Source organism: Serratia plymuthica, assembly GCF_018336935.1.
Classification (GTDB): Bacteria; Pseudomonadota; Gammaproteobacteria; order Enterobacterales; family Enterobacteriaceae; genus Serratia; species Serratia plymuthica_B.
This window is the reverse complement of sequence record NZ_CP068771.1, coordinates 3,489,028-3,507,625: the sequence shown is the minus strand read 5'-3', so window position 1 is coordinate 3,507,625 and position 18,598 is coordinate 3,489,028. Positions and strand designations below refer to the sequence as shown.

Here is an 18,598-nt window from a genome sequence, read left to right as displayed (position 1 = left end):
GAATGCTGTCGGGTAACGCGGCTCTGACAATTCAATATGCAAAAAGGCGGTCTAAATGACCGCCTCTTATCTTTCGCTGCAAGGGTTCGGCGTGCCGAACCCCTACGATACGCTTAGGTCTTTTTCTTGTCGCGGCTGTGTAAGCCACGTTTTTCCAGGCCGCGGTAAATCAGCTGCTGCTGGAGGATGGTCACCAGGTTACTGACGATGTAGTACAGCACCAGACCTGACGGGAACCACAGGAAGAACACTGTGAAGATCACCGGCATAAAGGTCATGATTTTCTGCTGCATCGGGTCAGTCACTGTGGTTGGCGACATCTTCTGGATGAAGAACATCGTCACGCCCATCAGGATTGGCAGAATGTAGTACGGGTCTTGCGCCGACAGGTCATGGATCCACAGGGCGAACGGCGCATGGCGCAGCTCAACCGAGCCCATCAACATGTAGTACAGCGCCAGGAAGATTGGCATCTGGATAACCAGCGGCAGACAACCTCCCAACGGGTTCACTTTCTCGGACTTGTACAGCGCCATCATTTCCTGACTCATGCGCTGTTTGTCATCACCGATACGCTCACGCATCGCCTGCAGTTTTGGCTGCAGCATGCGCATTTTCGCCATCGAGGTGTACTGCGCTTTGGTCAGCGGGTACATGATGCCGCGCACGATGAAGGTAATGATGATAATCGAGAAGCCCCAGTTACCGATGAAGCCGTGGATGAACTTCAGCAGTTTGAACAGCGGCTGGGAGATGAACCACAACCAACCGTAGTCCACGGTCAGGTCCAGATGCGGCGCCAGTTGGGCCATCTGATCCTGCAGCTCCGGACCAACCCACAGGGTGGCATTCAGCTGCTGCTGCGCGCCAGGCTGCACGACTACCGGAGTCGATTTGAAGCCGATGGTGGACAGGTTGTCGCCAGGTTTAGCGGTATAGAAGGTATTGCTGCCCTGAGTTGCCGGCACCCACGCGGTGGCGAAGTACTGTTGCAGCATCGCAACCCAACCGCCCTGAGTGGTGACATTCAGGTTCTCGTCCTTGTCGAACGCGTATTTCTGATACTTGTCTTCGCTGGAAGAGTACGCCGCGCCACGGAAGGTGTGCAGAGCGAAGTTATTGCTGCCGGTGTCGCGGTGCTTAGGCAGCTCTGTCGTCTGCTTCAGTTGGCCGAACAGGGTCAGCTCCAGCGGAGCGGTGCTTTTGTTGTCGACGTTGTAGTCAACGCCAACCGCGTAATGGTTACGCTTGAGCACGAAAGTCTTGGTGTAAACCGCACCGTCTTTGCCGGTAAAGGTCAGCGGAATGCGCAACTCATCCTGGCCTTCCGGCAGGGTGTAGCTGTCCTGCGCCGCCTGGAACAGAGGACGTTCGCCGTTTGCCGGGTTATCCGGGCCGTTTCTGCCGGTCAGGCCGCTTTGCGCCTGATAAACAAATGACGGGGTGTTTTCCAGCAGTTGGAATGGAGTCGATGAACCCAGGGTATCCGGGTAGGCCAACAGTTTAGCCTGCTCGATATCACCACCACGCGTGTTGATGGTCAGCGACAGCACATCAGTGTTAACGGTAATCAGTTTACCCTGGCCACTGGCTGGCACAGCCTGGCTTGCAGCATCACCGGTAGCTGTGTTCGAAGTCTGTTGCGTGGTCTGGGCGGCTGGTTGCGGAGCGTTGTCCGTTTGCCAGGCTTGCCAGATCATGAAAGACACGAACAGCAGAGCGATGAGGAAAAGATTGCGTTGCGAATCCATCGTTAGTGTTCTCTGTTATCGTCGGTTTTCGGCGGCACGGGATCATCGCCACCTGGGTTCAAGGGGTGGCATTTTAATACGCGTTTCAATGCTAACCAACTGCCTTTTATCATGCCAAACCTGCTTAATGCCTCAATTGCGTAATGAGAGCATGTCGGCTGGAAGCGACAACGAGGCCCAAGCAGCGGACTGATGACGAGCTGGTAAGCCCGCACCAGCCCGATCAGGATGCGGGAGCCTGGCGACAGTGGCGACGCCATAATTTTTCCAAAGCTTCCGTCAACGCGCGGTTATCCAAATCCGCTATCCCTTTTTTGGCCACCACGACAAAATCCATCGCCGGTAACTCGTGCTGACGTAAACGGAAGCTCTCGCGGGTAAGGCGTTTGATCCGGTTGCGTTCATGCGCGCGTTTGACGTGTTTTTTGGCGACGGTAAGACCGATGCGGGGATGCCCCAGCTGGTTCAGGCGGCCGAGGATGGTGATTTGCGGCGTGCCAGCCCGTTGTGGCTGCTGGAAGACGAAAGTGAAATGAGTGGGAGTTAACAAACGTAACTCCCTGGGAAAAGCGAGCTTAACCACTCAGCGGGTTAGCTTTTATTACTTAGAAACAGTCAGACGAGTACGGCCTTTCGCACGACGGCGGGCCAGAACTTGACGACCATTTTTGGTGGCCATACGAGCACGGAAACCGTGGCTACGGTTGCGCTTCAATACGGACGGTTGGAAAGTGCGTTTCATGGCGATTTCTACCTAAACTTAAATAAGGACAATAAGTCAAATGCGTTTGGCTACTCGGCGTGAAAGCTACCGACGCCTCAATCGCAATATATAAAGAGGCGGGATTGTAATAATTGTACAGTCCTGAGTCAATTCACATCGCGCTAGCCTACCTGGTTGTCTGCCAATACGGAGTAAAATCCGGTCATGGCTCGTGGTCACAGCTGAATCCTGTCTGGCTAATGACTCACCATAAGGAACCAGGTATCACACGTAGGGCGAATATTATACGGACTCGGGGGGAAACCGCAAGGATCCCGGAGCGATCCTTGCGGTTAAAACCCAGGATCCTTCGTGGATAACAGGGTATAACCGGTTGACAATGTAAAAAATGCCCTTCCTCGGGCGGGATCTCGCCTGTAATTTAACGTGGGTGGCGAAAAGATCGCCGCAGGCCGGGGCCTGTGGATAAAATGGATCTAATCTGTGATGAAGGGGAGGATCTCTTGCTCGGATTGCGCTATGATCCGTCATTCCGATCGCGATCTCTCAAGCGGGGATCGTGGGGGACATAAACCGTGAAAGGCGGTTCGCATACCCCACTGGTGTTCAGCCGATGCCGGGTATGTGTCAAAAATCATGAGTTATAAAAAATTAGCCTGATTCTTTTCTTTTATTGATCTTGTTCGAGTGGAGTCCGCCGTGTCACTTTCGCTTTGGCAGCAGTGTCTTGCCCGATTGCAGGATGAGTTACCTGCCACAGAATTTAGTATGTGGATACGCCCATTGCAGGCGGAACTGAGTGACAACACCCTGGCGCTTTATGCGCCCAATCGCTTTGTGCTGGATTGGGTTCGCGACAAATACTTAAACAATATCAATGGCCTGCTGAACGACTTCTGCGGTACGGATGTCCCTTTGCTGCGTTTTGAAGTCGGCAGCAAACCGCTCACCCAAATTATCAGCCAGACCGTCACCGAAAGCCGCAGCGCACCAAGCGCGCCGGTGGTGCGCGCCGTGGCGCCTTCCCGGCCAAGCTGGGATAACGCGGCGCCCCAGCCCGAACTTTCTTACCGCTCCAACGTTAACCCAAAGCACACCTTTGATAACTTTGTTGAGGGTAAATCCAACCAGCTGGCGCGCGCGGCGGCTCGGCAGGTGGCGGATAACCCGGGTGGCGCCTATAACCCACTGTTTTTGTACGGCGGCACCGGCCTGGGTAAAACTCACCTGTTGCATGCGGTCGGTAACGGCATCATGGCGCGCAAGGCCAACGCCAAAGTGGTCTATATGCACTCTGAACGCTTTGTGCAGGACATGGTTAAAGCCTTGCAGAACAATGCCATTGAAGAATTTAAGCGTTACTACCGTTCGGTCGACGCGCTGCTGATCGATGACATCCAATTTTTTGCCAACAAAGAGCGTTCGCAGGAAGAGTTCTTCCATACCTTTAACGCCTTGTTGGAAGGCAATCAGCAGATTATCCTGACCTCGGATCGTTATCCCAAAGAGATTAACGGGGTTGAGGATCGCCTCAAATCCCGCTTCGGTTGGGGTCTGACGGTAGCGATCGAACCGCCGGAGCTGGAAACCCGCGTGGCGATCCTGATGAAAAAGGCCGACGAGAACGATATCCGTCTGCCGGGCGAAGTGGCGTTCTTTATCGCCAAGCGCCTGCGTTCCAACGTGCGTGAGCTTGAAGGGGCGCTGAACCGCGTGATTGCCAACGCAAACTTTACCGGCCGTGCCATTACCATTGATTTCGTGCGTGAAGCGCTGCGCGATCTGTTGGCACTGCAGGAAAAGCTGGTCACCATCGACAATATTCAAAAGACGGTGGCGGAGTACTATAAAATTAAAGTCGCGGATTTGCTGTCCAAGCGGCGCTCGCGTTCGGTTGCCCGTCCACGCCAGATGGCGATGGCGCTGGCAAAAGAACTCACCAACCACAGCCTGCCAGAAATCGGCGATGCGTTTGGTGGCCGCGACCATACCACGGTGTTGCACGCCTGCCGGAAGATTGAGCAGTTGCGTGAGGAAAGTCACGACATCAAAGAAGATTTCTCCAATTTAATCAGAACATTATCTTCCTAGCGCTATGAAATTTATCGTTGAACGTGAGCATCTGCTAAAACCGCTGCAACAGGTGAGCAGCCCGCTGGGCGGCCGCCCAACGCTGCCAATTCTGGGTAATCTGCTGCTGCAGGTGACGGAAGGCTCCCTGCTGCTGACCGGTACCGATCTGGAGATGGAGATGGTGGCGCGCGTTGCCCTGTCCCAACCCCATGAAGCGGGCGCGACTACCGTCCCCGCGCGTAAATTCTTTGATATCTGCCGTGGTCTGCCCGAAGGGGCCGAGATCACCGTAACGCTTGAAAGCGAACGTATGTTGGTGCGTTCCGGCCGCAGCCGCTTCTCGCTCTCTACGTTGCCGGCGGCGGATTTCCCGAACCTGGACGACTGGCAGAGCGAAGTTGAATTTACTCTGCCGCAGGCGACGTTGAAGCGTCTGATTGAGGCCACCCAGTTCTCGATGGCGCATCAGGACGTACGCTACTACTTAAACGGCATGCTGTTCGAAACCGAAGGTGAAGAACTGCGTACCGTGGCGACCGACGGTCACCGCCTGGCGGTATGTTCAATGCCTATCGGGCAGCAATTGCCTTCGCATTCGGTGATCGTGCCGCGTAAAGGGGTGATGGAGCTGGTGCGTCTGCTGGACGGTGGCGATACGTTGTTGCAGTTGCAGATCGGCAGCAATAACATCCGTGCTCACGTCGGTGATTTTATCTTCACCTCCAAGCTGGTTGACGGCCGTTTCCCTGATTATCGCCGCGTATTACCGAAGAATCCGGACAAAACGCTGGAAGCCGGCTGCGATCTGCTCAAGCAGGCGTTTGCCCGAGCGGCCATTTTGTCGAACGAAAAATTCCGCGGCGTGCGTCTGTATGTCAGCCAGAACCAGCTCAAGATCACCGCCAACAACCCTGAGCAGGAAGAAGCGGAAGAGATCCTCGATGTCAGCTACGATGGCACCGAGATGGAAATCGGTTTCAACGTCAGTTACGTGCTGGACGTGTTGAATGCGCTCAAGTGTGAAGATGTGCGTCTGCTGTTGACCGATTCGGTTTCCAGCGTGCAGATCGAAGACGGTGCGAGTCAGGCAGCAGCCTACGTCGTCATGCCAATGCGTCTGTAGAAATTATCGGGCTATCTTACTTGCCCCTTTACGCTTGGGCAGTGCTCGCCATCCTCACGTACTTTGTGTACGCTCCGGTGGCTGTGCGCTGGCCGCACGCAAATGGCCTGCGACGATAACGCCCTGGGTTGTTCGATGATTAAGATAACTGCAGCATGGCATTAACGCGTTTACTGATTAAAGATTTCCGCAATATTGAAGCGGCGGATTTGGATCTGGCATCGGGATTCAATTTCCTGGTTGGGGCCAACGGCAGTGGGAAAACCAGCGTGCTTGAGGCGGTGTATACCCTTGGCCACGGGCGCGCGTTTCGCAGCCTGCAGGCCGGCAGGGTGATCCGCCACGACCAGCCGGAGTTCATTTTGCACGGCCGCATTAACGGCGCAGAACGTGAAATATCCGTAGGATTAAGCAAGAGCCGTCAGGGGGACAGCAAGGTACGTATCGATGGCAGCGACGGCCACAAAGTGGCCGAACTGGCGCAGCTATTGCCGATGCAGCTGATCACCCCCGAAGGTTTTACCCTGCTAAACGGCGGGCCGAAATTCCGGCGCGCCTTCCTGGACTGGGGCTGTTTTCATAACGAACCCGGTTTTTTCACCGCCTGGAGCAACCTGAAAAGGTTACTGAAGCAGCGCAATGCCGCGCTGCGCCAGGTCAGTCGCTATGCGCAGATCCGCGCCTGGGATCAGGAATTGATCCCGTTGGCCGAGCGTATCAGCGAGTGGCGGGCAGCTTACAGCGACGCGATTGCCGCGGATATCACCGCGACATGCGCGCAGTTTTTGCCCGAATTTGCCCTGAGTTTCTCTTTCCAGCGCGGCTGGGACAAAGAGAGCGACTACGGAGAGCTGCTGGAGCGCCAGTTTGAGCGCGACAGGGCGTTAACCTATACCGCTGTGGGGCCGCATAAGGCGGACTTCCGCATACGTGCCGACGGCACGCCGGTAGAGGATTTGTTGTCGCGCGGTCAGCTGAAACTGCTGATGTGCGCGTTGCGCTTAGCGCAGGGTGAGTTTCTCACCCGGCAGAGCGGGCGGCGTTGCCTGTATCTGATTGATGATTTTGCCTCCGAGCTGGACACCGGCCGTCGCCGGTTACTGGCCGATCGCCTGAAAGCCACCCAGGCCCAGGTCTTTGTCAGCGCAGTCAGCGCTGAGCAAGTGACCGATATGGCCGGTGAAAAGGGCAAGATGTTCCGCGTGGAACAAGGTAAAATAGAGGTTCAACCACAGGACTAAAATGAGCGAGAAACGTTGATGTCGAATTCTTATGACTCCTCAAGTATCAAGGTATTAAAAGGGCTGGATGCGGTGCGTAAGCGCCCGGGCATGTATATCGGCGACACCGATGATGGCACCGGTCTGCACCACATGGTATTCGAGGTTGTGGACAACGCTATCGACGAAGCACTCGCTGGCCACTGTAGTGACATTCAGGTGGTCATCCATGCCGATAACTCTGTTTCGGTACAGGATGATGGTCGAGGTATCCCGACCGGTATTCACGAAGAGGAAGGGGTTTCCGCAGCGCAGGTGATCATGACCGTGCTGCATGCCGGCGGCAAATTTGACGACAACTCCTACAAGGTATCCGGCGGCCTGCACGGCGTGGGTGTCTCCGTTGTTAACGCCCTGTCGGAGAAACTGGAACTGGTGATCCGCCGTGAAGGCAAGGTGCATGAGCAGACCTATGCCATGGGCGAACCGCAGGCACCGCTGAAAGTGGTCGGTGAAACCGATCAGACCGGCACCACGGTGCGTTTCTGGCCAAGCTATGAAACCTTCACCAACAATACCGAGTTTGAGTACGATATCCTGGCCAAGCGCCTGCGTGAGCTGTCTTTCCTTAACTCCGGCGTGTCTATCCGCCTGAAAGACAAACGCACGGACAAAGAAGACCACTTCCACTACGAAGGCGGTATCAAGGCGTTTGTTGAGTATCTGAACAAAAATAAAACCCCAATCCACCCCAACGTGTTCTATTTCTCCACCGTGAAAGACGATATCGGTGTGGAAGTGGCGCTGCAGTGGAACGACGGTTTCCAGGAAAACATCTACTGCTTTACCAACAACATCCCGCAGCGTGATGGCGGTACCCATCTGGTCGGTTTCCGTACCGCGATGACCCGTACCCTGAACAGCTACATGGATAAAGAAGGCTACAGCAAAAAGGCTAAAATCAGCGCCACCGGCGATGATGCGCGTGAAGGCCTGATTGCCGTGGTTTCGGTGAAGGTGCCGGATCCCAAGTTCTCTTCTCAGACCAAAGACAAGCTGGTTTCCTCCGAGGTGAAAACCGCGGTTGAAACGCTGATGAACGAGAAGCTGGTCGATTATCTGATGGAAAACCCGGGCGATGCGAAAATCGTCGTCGGTAAAATCATCGATGCGGCGCGTGCCCGCGAAGCGGCGCGTAAAGCGCGTGAAATGACCCGTCGTAAAGGCGCGTTGGATCTGGCAGGCCTGCCAGGCAAACTGGCGGACTGCCAGGAACGCGACCCTGCGCTGTCTGAACTGTACCTGGTGGAAGGGGACTCTGCGGGCGGCTCTGCCAAGCAGGGGCGTAACCGTAAAAACCAGGCGATTTTGCCGCTGAAGGGTAAAATCCTCAACGTTGAGAAGGCGCGCTTCGACAAGATGCTGTCTTCGCAAGAAGTGGCGACGCTGATCACCGCGCTGGGCTGCGGCATTGGTCGCGACGAGTACAACCCGGACAAGCTGCGCTACCACAGCATCATCATCATGACCGATGCCGACGTCGACGGCTCGCACATCCGTACGCTGCTGTTGACCTTCTTCTACCGCCAGATGCCGGAAATCATTGAGCGTGGCCACGTGTTCATTGCTCAGCCGCCGCTGTACAAGGTGAAAAAAGGCAAGCAGGAACAGTACATCAAAGATGACGAGGCGATGGATCAGTACCAGATCGCCATCGCGATGGACGGCGCAACCCTGCACACCAATGCCAACGCGCCGGCGCTTGCCGGTGAACCACTGGAAAAACTGGTGGCAGAGCACTACAGCGTGCAGAAGCTGATCGGCCGTATGGAACGCCGCTACCCGCGTGCGCTGCTGAACAACCTGATCTACCAGCCAACCCTGAATGAAAGCGATCTGAGCGATCAGAGCAAAGTCCAGGCATGGATTGAATCGCTGGTAAAACTGCTGAACGACAATGAGCAGCACGGCAGCAGCTATGATTCGGTGATCTTCGAAAATCGCGAACGCCAGATGTTTGAGCCGGTACTGCGCATCCGTACCCACGGCGTGGATACCGACTATCCGCTGGACTTCGAGTTCTTCCATGGCGGCGAATATCGCAAACTCTGCCAACTGGGCGAAAAACTGCGCGGCCTGATCGAAGAAGACGCCTTCATCGAACGCGGCGAGCGCCGTCAACCGGTAGACAGCTTCGAGCAAGCGCTGGAGTGGCTGGTGAAAGAGTCGCGCCGTGGCCTGTCGGTACAGCGTTATAAAGGTCTGGGCGAAATGAACCCTGAGCAACTGTGGGAAACCACCATGGATCCGGAAAGCCGCCGTATGTTGCGCGTGACCGTGAAGGATGCCATCGCTGCCGACCAGCTGTTCACCACCCTGATGGGTGATGCGGTTGAGCCGCGCCGTGCCTTTATCGAAGAAAACGCCCTGAAAGCGGCGAACATCGATATCTAACTTCCTTATCCCCAAAATAATTCAAGTTGCATCAAGGCGGCTTGAAGTATGAAGGGGATCGTTGAAAATCCGCGCCGGGTGACTTGCGCGGATTTTTTTTACGCTTTTTTTGGCGCTGACAGCACGGGCTGAAACGCGTTAGCATGGGAAAAAACCACTGGGAGAAACTCGAATGGCTATTGAACTGATTGCGATCGATATGGACGGTACGCTACTTAATCCGCAGCACCAGATTACGCCGGCGGTAAAACAGGCCATCACCGAGGCGCGCCGCAATGGGGTGCGCGTGGTGTTGGCCACCGGGCGGCCTTACGTCGGCGTGCAGGATTACCTGCGGCAGTTGGATATCCAGGGCCCCGGTGATTTCTGCATTACCTATAACGGCGCTCTGGTTTTACAGGCGGCAGACGGCGCCTGTATCCTGCAGGAAACCCTGGATTTTGAAGACTATATTTATGTTGAACGGTTGGCGCGCGAGTTGGGCGTCCACTATCAAGCGTTTGATTTCGATACCTTGTATACGCCGAACAAGGATATCGGCAAATACACCATTCATGAAGCTCACATGACCGGTATTCCGTTGAAATACCGCAGCGTGGAGGAAATGGACCGCCAGATGCGTTTCCCTAAAGTGATGATGATTGATGAGCCGGAGCTGCTCGATCGCGCGATTGCGCGCCTGCCTGCCGAAGCGTGGGAGCGTTATACCATCCTGAAAAGCGCGCCTTACTTCCTGGAGATCTTGCATAAGCGGGTTGATAAGGGCACCGGGGTGAAAATGCTGGCAGAACACCTCGGCATTGCGCAGGAAAACGTGATGGCGTTGGGCGATCAGGCCAATGATACTGCGATGATCGAATACGCCGGCGTTGGCGTAGCTATGGGCAACGCCATCCCGGAACTGAAAGCGGTGGCGCGATTCGTTACCACCGCCAACACTGAAGACGGCGTGGCGCGGGCCATTGAGAAGTTTGTGCTGAATGCCTGAGGCGTTGTTGCATCCCAGAGGGCGCATCCGCGCCCCTGAAGCGCGTCAGAGCCGCGCTAAAATACCCTTCGCAATCTGTACGTCCTGAATCGCCAGCCCGGTAAGATCGGCAATAGTGATTTGCTGCGGGCTGCTGCGCAGCTTTCCCCCCTGCGCCAGCGCTGTGCCAAATTCAACGATCGGCTTCGATGTCAGCAAACCTTGCCGATAAGCGCAGGCGATCTCGCCATAATCTGCACACTGCGATAAAGCATCAACCAGCAACAGATCCGCTTTGGCCACCAGATCGGTCGCCAGCTCCTGCTTGCCGTGGGCGTCTGCGCCAATCGCCGTAATATGGGTGCCAGGCTGAATATCCGCCGCCTGCAAAATGGGCTCGCGGCTGGGTGTGGTGGTGACAATCAGCCGACAATGCGCCGCCAGCTCTGCCGCATCCTGGGTGGTATGCACCCGGAAACCCTCGGCTTCGGCATCGTGGCGAAAGGCTTGCAGAGCAGGTTCGCTACGCCCCCACACCCAGACTTCACGGCACGCGATGAGTGGTTTTAGCTGCTGCAACTGCAGCCGGGCCTGCATGCCGCAGCCGACGATGCCGATCGCCGGGATGTCCGCCGGAGCGCACAGCTCGGCGGCAATACGGCCCGCCAGCGCAGTGCGTAACGCGGTCAGCCAGCCTTCGTCCAGCAGCAGCGCCTGCGGCTCGCCGGTCAGTGCAGAGAAGGCCATCAGCAATCCCTGATTGCTGGCCAACCCTTGCGCCGGGTTGCGATAGAAACCGGCGGACACCTTGACGACAAACTGCTCGTCGCCTTCCAGCCACGCCGATTTAATGCAGCAGTCGCCTGCGGCTTGCTCAAACAGAAAATGCTGTACCGGCGGCTGTTGTACCTGTTGCCGCGAGTAAGCAATAAATCCAGATTTAAGCAGTGACGTGATGCTATCTGCGTCGAAACTGTCAATTATCTGTTGCTGATTAATGATTTTCATCGGCAATGGCCTTGAGGTATTTCTCCAGCACGATGTTTTTTCCGCACAGCACCACCGCCACTTTTTTTCCCTGAAATTCCGGTGCCAGCTTGATGGCCGCCGCCAGGGCCACCCCGGCAGCGCCTTCAATAATCCAGCGATCGCTGGCGGCAATCTGGCGCATCGCCCGTTTGATTTCCTTTTCACTGACCAGAATTTTGCGATCGATCAGCCGCTGGCACAGCGGGAAGGTAATGGCGTTCGGCTCCACGCCGCCGGCGGTGCCGTCGGACAGGGTTTCCTGCTCTTCTACCGGGAAGATATGGCCGGCTTCCAGCGCGCTGTACATGCTGGTGGCATTCTCGGGCCAACAGGCGATAAGCTGGGTTTTCGGCGACAATTGCTGCAATACGGTGCCAATACCTGAAATATAACCACCGCCGCCCACGGCGACAATCACCGCATCCAGATCTGGCTGCTGTTCGACCAACTCCATGCCGCAGGTGCCCTGGCCGGCGATCACTTGCTCGTCGTTATAAGGGGAAACATACACTTTGCCCTGTTCCTGGGCCGCCTTCTCGCCTGCCTGTTCCGCTTTCAGCGCATCCCCCGGCACCGTCACGACTTTACCGCCCAAAGCGCGGATGGTTTCAAGTTTTATCGCGGCGGCGGTTTCCGGCGCATAGACCGTCACGCTGACGCCCATCAGTTTGCCCGCCAGCGCCATCGCCTGGCCGTGATTACCGCTGGAGGCGGCGATCACCCCGCGTTGACGCTGTTCGTCACTCAGCAGCCGCAGTTTATTGCTGGCGCCGCGAAACTTGAATGAACCGGTTGGCTGCAGATGGTCGCATTTCAGATACAGTTCGCAACCCAACTGTTGCGACAGCAGCACGCTGCGCTCCAGCGGGGTCACGCGTACCTGAGGACGCAGCTGCTGATGGGCGGAAACAATTGCGTCAAATAAGCTGCTCATACCGGTTCCTTTTATTTTCATCGGGTTGATGACCATTTCTGGCCTGACTTGCCATTGGGCATTCATTACTGATGTAGACTTAAAAATCCATATTGTACTTTATTGTATTTATTGTAAACCCCTTCATCGGCGGAAAGTGCCCTGATGGGCGATGTGAAGCCATTGTCCAATCCGGTAAGATGGTGACTTAGTGCCAACATGTGCAGGGGAGCCGCCATGAGCTATCGGGAAAAACAGCTGACTTTTGATCCACGTGGACACCAGTTAACCAATATCAACGTCTGGACGCCAGACAGCCAGTGGCTGGTTTACGACGTGCGCCCGAACGGCGCTTCCTTTACCGGCCTGAGTATTGAACGGGTGAATGCCAACAGCGGCAAGGTAGAGGTGGTATATCGCGCCCAGCACGGCGCACATGTGGGTGTGGTGACCGTCAGCCCGGACGCGCCGGCCCGCTACGCGTTTATTCACGGCCCTGAACACCCGGACAGCGTTTGGCATTACGATTTTCATCACCGCCGTGGCGTGATCGTCAGCGAACCGGACCGTGAATTGGCCATTACTCTCGATGCGATGGATATCACCGCACCTTATACCCCCGGGGCGCTGCGCGGCGGCACTCATGTCCACGTATTCAGCCCGGACGGCAGCCGCCTGAGCTTTACCTATAACGACCATGTGATGCACGAGCTGGACCCGGCGCTGGATCTGCGTAACGTCGGTGTGGCTGTGCCGTTGCAGGGCGTAAACCCGCCCAGGCAGCATCCGCGTGAATATGATGGCAGCCATTACTGTGTGCTGGTCAGCGAGACTACGCCACAACCGCAGCCGGGCAGTGACCAGATTAGCCGTGCCTATGAAGAGGGGTGGGTCGGGCAATGCGGCTATGCCCGGCCCGATGGACGCCAACAGCGTTGGGCACTGGCGTTTATCGGCGATACGCGTTCCGCTGCCGACGAAAAGTTGCCGGAAGTGTTTATTGTCGATCTGCCGCACGACGACGCCGATTATGCTAAAGCCGGCTCCCGGCCGCTGCAGGGCACCCCGACCCATTTACCCGCTCCTCCTTTGGGCGTGCGCCAACGTCGCCTGACCTTTACCGGCGGGCGTCGTTATCCGGGGGTCGTCACCGCGCCGCGCCACTGGCTGCGCAGCTCGCCTGATGGCAGCATGATTGCCTTTCTGATGAAGGATGACGAGGGCGTCGTGCAGCTGTGGACGGTTTCGCCGAACGGCGGCGCGCCGCGCCAAATTACCCGGGGTGAGCATGGGATCCAGTCGGCGTTCAGTTGGCACCCGGCGGGCGGGTGGATCGCGCTGGTGAGTGATAACAGCCTGATGCTGTGCGAAGTGGCCAGCGGCCGCATGCAGCGCCTGACGCAGCGCACTGCGCTGCCGCCGTCGGGCGATGCCATTGTTTTTTCGCCGGACGGCAATCACGTGGCGTTTATGCGCGAGGTTGAGGGGTTCAGCCAGATTTTTGTGGCTGAGGTGTGATCAAGACGCGGGCCGCGCAGCCCGCGTAAGGCGTCTTAATGTGCGACTACGTTGGCTGCATGGCTGGGATCGCCGCTGGCCGCCAGGTTCTGCTCTTCGCTTCGCAGGATCCGTGCTTTCGGGGAGTCTGCGGTGTCGTCGCTGCCGGAGCGCATATAGTCGTAAGGCAGCAGCACGGTATCCATCACCGCGGAGAAGGGCAGATCCAGTGCCAGCAACGGCATCATCGCCCAGCTGGTGTTGTCGTCCTTCAGCATGCCCACGCTGGCGCGGGTACCCGGATAGTAGCCCTGATTCGGGCCGGTGTGGCTCATGACGCTGGAGCAGCCGTTGGTTGCCAACAGTATACAGCTGGTTGCTATCACTTTTATCGTTTTCATTATTCCATCCTGCAGGGTGCTGTGCCCCAAATTTTGCTGATCTATAACATCTTATCGATGTTTTAAAAGGAGCAAGGTCACGCTCTGTGGCGGCTCTCTCACTTTATTGTAAGGGATAAAAAAACTTTCGCCGAACGGATTGTCATTTTTTTGATCGCCGCCGGTTGAAATGATGAAATCGACCCCCATTTTCTTATCAGAACCAAATTAAGAATTTGCCGTAAGGGAATTCTTATTATTAGTCTGTCCTTAGTGGAAGGCTTAATTATTAAACCTCGCTGAAGTGCCTTAGGAGGCTGTTTTATGCGCAATTTTGATCTTTCCCCGCTATACCGTTCCGCCATTGGTTTTGATCGTTTGTTTAACGCGTTGGAGGCCGGGCAGAGCCAGGGGAATGGCGGCTATCCACCTTATAACGTTGAGCTGGTGGATGAAAACCATTATCGCATTGCGATCGCGGTGGCCGGGTTTGCCGAGCAGGAGCTGGAGATCACCACCCAGGACAATTTGCTGATTGTGCGTGGTGCCCATAATAATGAGCCTGCTGAAAGAACCTACTTATATCAAGGTATTGCCGAGCGTAACTTCGAGCGTAAATTCCAGCTGGCCGAGCATATCAAAATTAAAGGTGCGAAGCTGGAGAATGGGTTGTTGTATATCGATATGGAGCGCATCGTGCCGGAAACATTAAAACCGCGTCGGATTGAAATTAAATAATTCTTATTTCATCGGCGGAATGAATCGCCGGTGGGACGTTAGTTAACTTGCCTGCCGTCAGGGGGCGATTTAAACATAATCTCGCTTCATAGAAGGAGTTTTACATTATGCGTAATTACGATTTGTCACCTTTGCTGCGTCAGTGGATTGGTTTCGACAAGTTGGCCAGCTCAATGGGCGGCCAGGAACCCCAGGGCTTCCCGCCGTACAACATCGAGAAAAGCGACGACAACCACTACCGCATTTCTCTGGCGCTGGCCGGGTTCAAACAAAGCGAACTGAATATTGAAGTGGAAGGCCCACGCCTGACCGTGAGCGGTAAGCCGACGCCGCCGGAAAAACAGGTGGAATATCTGCATCAGGGGCTGGTGTGCAAAGAGTTTACTCTGACCTTCACGCTGGCCGAGCACCTGCAGGTTTCTGAGGCGCAGTTTGAAAACGGCCTGTTGCATATCGATCTGGTGCGTCAGGTGCCGGATGCCTTGCAGCCACAACGTATCGCCATCGGTACCACGCCGGGGTTAGAAGCCCAGTAACCGACTGAAAAAAGCGGTAATGACACGGGGGAAGTCCAAACGGGCTTCCCCCGTTGCATTCTGTGGCGTAACCCACATTCCCTCCGGCCCGCCTATGCCAAAATCCCTATTAATTGTGCGTATTTAACCGCGAACCTGTTGTTAAACTTCTGGCAAGGATGTGACCTATGAGCGATATCGCCCTGACCGTCAGCATGTTGGCATTGGTGGCCGTTCTCGGGCTGTGGATGGGTAACTGGAAGGTGTATGGCGTCGGGCTGGGTATTGGCGGGGTGCTGTTCGGCGGCATTATCGTGGGGCATTTCGCCCAGAGCTGGCAAATCAGTCTTAACGGCGACATGCTGCATTTCATCCAGGAATTCGGGTTGATCCTGTTCGTTTACACCATTGGCATTCAGGTGGGGCCAGGTTTCTTCTCTTCGCTGCGGGTGTCCGGGCTGCGGCTCAACGGTTTCGCCATTTTACTGGTGCTGGTCGGCGGCGTGGTGGCGGCGGGGGTTCACAAGCTGTTTGCCGTGCCGCTGCCGATCATTCTCGGCGTGTTCTCCGGGGCGGTCACCAATACTCCCGCGCTCGGCGCCGGGCAGCAAATTCTTACCGATCTGGGGTCAGATCCGGCGCTGGTCGATCGCATGGGGATGGGCTACGCCATGGCCTATCCGTTCGGTATCTGCGGCATCCTGCTGGTGATGTGGCTGATCCGCCTGTTCTTCCGCATCAATATCGATCGGGAAGCCCAGGCGTTTGAAAACAGCCTGGGCAATCATCACGAACTGCTGCACACCATGAACGTGGCGGTGCGTAATCCCAATCTGCAAGGGATGGCGATAAAAAATGTACCGCTGCTGAATGGGGAGGACATCGTCTGCTCACGGCTGAAACGCGGCGAGCTGCTGATGGTGCCCGCGCCGCTCGAGAGGCTGGAGTTAGGTGACTATCTGCATCTGGTAGGAAAGCGCGAGAGCCTGGAAAATGCCCGGCTGGTGATTGGCGAAGAGGTGGACGTTTCGTTGTCAACGCGCGGCACGGCGTTACAGGTGGTTAGGGCGGTGGTGACCAATGAGAAGGTGTTGGGCAGCAAAATCCGCGATCTCAACCTGAAGCAAAAATATGACGTGGTGATCTCGCGCCTGAACCGTTCCGGGGTTGAACTGGTGGCCGGCAGCAACGTTACGCTGCAATTTGGCGATATCCTCAACCTGGTGGGGCGGCCGGAAGCGATTGAAGCGGTCGCGGCCATCGTCGGCAACGCGCAACAGAAGCTGCAACAGGTGCAGATGCTGCCGGTTTTTATCGGCATCGGGCTGGGCGTGTTGCTGGGCTCGATACCGCTGTTCGTGCCCGGTTTCCCGGCGGCATTGCGCCTTGGGCTGGCCGGCGGACCGCTGGTGGCGGCATTGATCCTCGGGCGTATCGGCAGCATTGGCAAGCTGTACTGGTTTATGCCGCCGAGCGCCAACCTGGCGCTGCGCGAGTTGGGCATTGTGCTGTTTCTGGCGGTGGTGGGGCTGAAATCGGGGGGGAATTTTGTCGATACCCTGATGCATGGCGAAGGGCTGGCGTGGATTGGCTACGGCGCGTTGATTACCGCCATCCCGCTGTTCAGCGTGGGCGTGTTGGCGCGGGTGGTGGGCAAGATGAATTATCTGACGCTGTCCGGCATGCTGGCAGGTTCGATGACCGATCCGCCGGCGCTGGCCTTCGCCAACGGCCTGCACCCGACCAGCGGCGCTGCCGCGCTGTCTTACGCCACGGTTTACCCCCTGGCGATGTTCCTGCGCATCATGTCGCCGCAGTTGCTGGCGGTGCTGTTTTGGGCGATGTAGCGAACCGGGGCGCAGCTTTTACCTGCCTGCTGCGCCCCGGCTCAGGCGTTAGCTCGCTTCCTGATGCGCGCGTTCGATCTCTTCCGCCAAAATCGCTACGCCGCGCTCGATTTTCTCCGGATCCGGCACGTAGTTCATCCGCATGCACTGGTGAGTATGCGGCCATTCATGCTCCAATCCCGGGAAGAAGTAGTGGCCCGGCACCATCAGCACGCCGCGTTTTTTCAGGCGCTGATACAGCAGCTCGGTGGTGATTGGCAGATCCTTGAACCACAACCAAAGGAAAATCGCCCCTTCCGGTTTGTGGATCAGGCAACGCTCTGGCGACAGATAGCGGCGGATTATCTCGATGGTGTGTTCAACGCGCTGTTTGTAGAACGGGCGGATCACCTCGTTCGACAGGCGCAGCAGATCGCCGCGTTCGATCATTTCCGCTGCCATCGCCGGCCCCATGCTGCCCGGTGACAGGCTGATGATGCCGTTCATGTTGGTCAGGGCGCTGATGACTTTCTCATCGGCGATCACGATGCCGCAGCGTGAGCCGGGCAGCCCGAGCTTGGACAAGCTCATGCACAGGATGATGTTCGGGTTCCACAGCGGCGTCGCTTCGCTGAAGATAATTCCGGGGAACGGCACGCCGTAAGCGTTATCGATCACCAGTGGAATATTGCGCTGTTGCGCCAGCAGATCGAGCTTCATCAGCTCTTCGTCGGTGATCACGTTACCGGTTGGGTTGGTCGGGCGCGACACGCAGATCATGCCGATGTCGTCGCCAATATGTAGGTGTTCGAAATCAACGTGATATTTGAACTGGCCTTCCGGCAGCAGCTCGATATTGGGCTTGGCCGAAACGAACAGGCCCTCGTCCAACCCGGCGTCGGCATAGCCGATATATTCCGGCGCCAGCGGGAACAGCACGCGGCGGCGGCTGCCGTCGGCATAACGCCCGGCAAACAGGTTAAACAAGTAGAAAAACGCGCTCTGGCTGCCGTTTGTCAGTGCAATATTCTGTGGTGAAATCTGCCAGCCCAGCTCGTCGCGCAGCAAAGTGGCCAACGCTTTCAGCAGGGCGTCTTTGCCCTGCGGGCCATCGTAGTTACATAGCGCCTCGGTCAGTTTGCCCTGGTCGAGCATGTCCTGACACAGCTGTTTGAAGTAGCTTTCCATCTCTGGAATTTGCGCCGGATTGCCGCCGCCGAGCATGATGGCGCCGGGCGTGCGCAGGCCTTCGTTCAGGTCATCCATTAAACGGGTAATGCCCGCGTAACGGGTAAATTTGTCGCCGAAAAGTGAAAAAGTCATAGGTGCAGCAGTATTGTTTTTAGCAGGTAATCGCCCACCATACCGCCAGATAATTCTCGGCGCAA

At 56.5% G+C, this 18,598-nt stretch carries 17 protein-coding genes; 9 read left to right on the top strand and 8 right to left on the bottom strand.

Annotated features, from left to right (window positions below; translation table 11 throughout):
* Window positions 1–113 precede the first annotated feature (113 nt).
* From yidC to rpmH, 4 genes are read right to left on the bottom strand one after another with little or no spacing between them, the layout of a single operon-like run.
* Window positions 114–1,751 carry a membrane protein insertase YidC gene (yidC, locus tag JK621_RS16350; protein ID WP_212556870.1) on the bottom strand — a complete coding sequence of 546 codons (1,638 nt, stop codon included), beginning with the start codon at window positions 1,749–1,751 and terminating at the stop codon, window positions 114–116.
* Window positions 1,752–1,753: 2 nt separating this feature from the next.
* Window positions 1,754–2,011, bottom strand: a complete 258-nt coding sequence (gene yidD, locus JK621_RS16345) for a membrane protein insertion efficiency factor YidD (RefSeq protein WP_004933881.1) — start codon at window positions 2,009–2,011, stop codon at window positions 1,754–1,756.
* On the bottom strand, window positions 1,975–2,334 hold the full coding sequence (gene rnpA / locus JK621_RS16340; RefSeq protein ID WP_004950547.1) for a ribonuclease P protein component: 360 nt from the start codon (window positions 2,332–2,334) through the stop codon (window positions 1,975–1,977). The genes yidD and rnpA overlap by 37 nt, the downstream gene beginning before the upstream one ends.
* 18 nt (window positions 2,335–2,352) lie before the next feature.
* Window positions 2,353–2,493, bottom strand: a complete 141-nt coding sequence (gene rpmH, locus JK621_RS16335; protein WP_004093983.1) for a 50S ribosomal protein L34 — start codon at window positions 2,491–2,493, stop codon at window positions 2,353–2,355.
* A gap of 681 nt (window positions 2,494–3,174) precedes the next feature.
* Here rpmH and dnaA point away from each other — a divergent pair.
* From dnaA to yidA, 5 genes are all read left to right on the top strand, one after another.
* Entirely contained in the window at window positions 3,175–4,566 is a 1,392-nt protein-coding gene (dnaA, locus tag JK621_RS16330; protein ID WP_212556869.1) for a chromosomal replication initiator protein DnaA, read from the top strand.
* Window positions 4,567–4,570: 4 nt separating this feature from the next.
* On the top strand, window positions 4,571–5,671 hold the full coding sequence (gene dnaN, locus JK621_RS16325; protein ID WP_006321766.1) for a DNA polymerase III subunit beta: 1,101 nt from the start codon (window positions 4,571–4,573) through the stop codon (window positions 5,669–5,671).
* 155 nt (window positions 5,672–5,826) lie between these two features.
* Window positions 5,827–6,912, top strand: coding sequence for a DNA replication/repair protein RecF (recF, locus tag JK621_RS16320; RefSeq protein ID WP_212556868.1), 1,086 nt, complete (start codon window positions 5,827–5,829; stop codon window positions 6,910–6,912).
* An 18-nt stretch (window positions 6,913–6,930) separates the two neighbouring features.
* A complete protein-coding gene (gene gyrB / locus JK621_RS16315) occupies window positions 6,931–9,345 on the top strand; it encodes a DNA topoisomerase (ATP-hydrolyzing) subunit B (RefSeq protein WP_212556867.1) in 2,415 nt (804 codons plus the stop codon).
* Between the two features lie 172 nt (window positions 9,346–9,517).
* Window positions 9,518–10,333 carry a sugar-phosphatase gene (gene yidA / locus JK621_RS16310; RefSeq protein ID WP_212556866.1) on the top strand — a complete coding sequence of 272 codons (816 nt, stop codon included), beginning with the start codon at window positions 9,518–9,520 and terminating at the stop codon, window positions 10,331–10,333.
* 45 nt (window positions 10,334–10,378) lie between these two features.
* On the opposite strand, the gene JK621_RS16305 is transcribed toward yidA, so the two are convergent.
* Together JK621_RS16305 and JK621_RS16300 are read right to left on the bottom strand one after the other, a co-directional pair.
* Window positions 10,379–11,320: an ornithine cyclodeaminase family protein gene (locus tag JK621_RS16305; RefSeq protein WP_212556865.1), complete on the bottom strand. Its 942-nt coding sequence runs from the start codon at window positions 11,318–11,320 to the stop codon at window positions 10,379–10,381.
* Window positions 11,307–12,275, bottom strand: coding sequence for a threonine/serine dehydratase (locus JK621_RS16300; protein WP_212556864.1), 969 nt, complete (start codon window positions 12,273–12,275; stop codon window positions 11,307–11,309). The genes JK621_RS16305 and JK621_RS16300 overlap by 14 nt, the downstream gene beginning before the upstream one ends.
* A 216-nt stretch (window positions 12,276–12,491) precedes the next feature.
* On the opposite strand from JK621_RS16300, the gene JK621_RS16295 reads away from it, so the two are divergent.
* Window positions 12,492–13,772 carry a DUF3748 domain-containing protein gene (locus JK621_RS16295; protein ID WP_212556863.1) on the top strand — a complete coding sequence of 427 codons (1,281 nt, stop codon included), beginning with the start codon at window positions 12,492–12,494 and terminating at the stop codon, window positions 13,770–13,772.
* 35 nt (window positions 13,773–13,807) lie between these two features.
* Here JK621_RS16295 and JK621_RS16290 read toward each other — a convergent pair whose 3' ends face one another.
* A complete protein-coding gene (locus JK621_RS16290; RefSeq protein WP_212556862.1) occupies window positions 13,808–14,152 on the bottom strand; it encodes a YceK/YidQ family lipoprotein in 345 nt (114 codons plus the stop codon).
* 303 nt (window positions 14,153–14,455) lie between these two features.
* Between JK621_RS16290 and ibpA the strand changes: the two genes are divergently transcribed.
* From ibpA to JK621_RS16275, 3 genes are all read left to right on the top strand, one after another.
* Entirely contained in the window at window positions 14,456–14,869 is a 414-nt protein-coding gene (gene ibpA, locus JK621_RS16285) for a small heat shock chaperone IbpA (protein WP_037421174.1), read from the top strand.
* A 107-nt stretch (window positions 14,870–14,976) separates the two neighbouring features.
* Window positions 14,977–15,405, top strand: coding sequence for a small heat shock chaperone IbpB (gene ibpB / locus JK621_RS16280; protein ID WP_013810933.1), 429 nt, complete (start codon window positions 14,977–14,979; stop codon window positions 15,403–15,405).
* Between the two features lie 167 nt (window positions 15,406–15,572).
* Complete coding sequence (locus JK621_RS16275) at window positions 15,573–17,231, top strand: putative transporter (protein ID WP_212556861.1); 1,659 nt, start codon at window positions 15,573–15,575, stop codon at window positions 17,229–17,231.
* A 48-nt stretch (window positions 17,232–17,279) separates the two neighbouring features.
* On the opposite strand, the gene JK621_RS16270 is transcribed toward JK621_RS16275, so the two are convergent.
* Window positions 17,280–18,533 carry a valine--pyruvate transaminase gene (locus tag JK621_RS16270; protein WP_212556860.1) on the bottom strand — a complete coding sequence of 418 codons (1,254 nt, stop codon included), beginning with the start codon at window positions 18,531–18,533 and terminating at the stop codon, window positions 17,280–17,282.
* Window positions 18,534–18,598 lie beyond the last annotated feature (65 nt).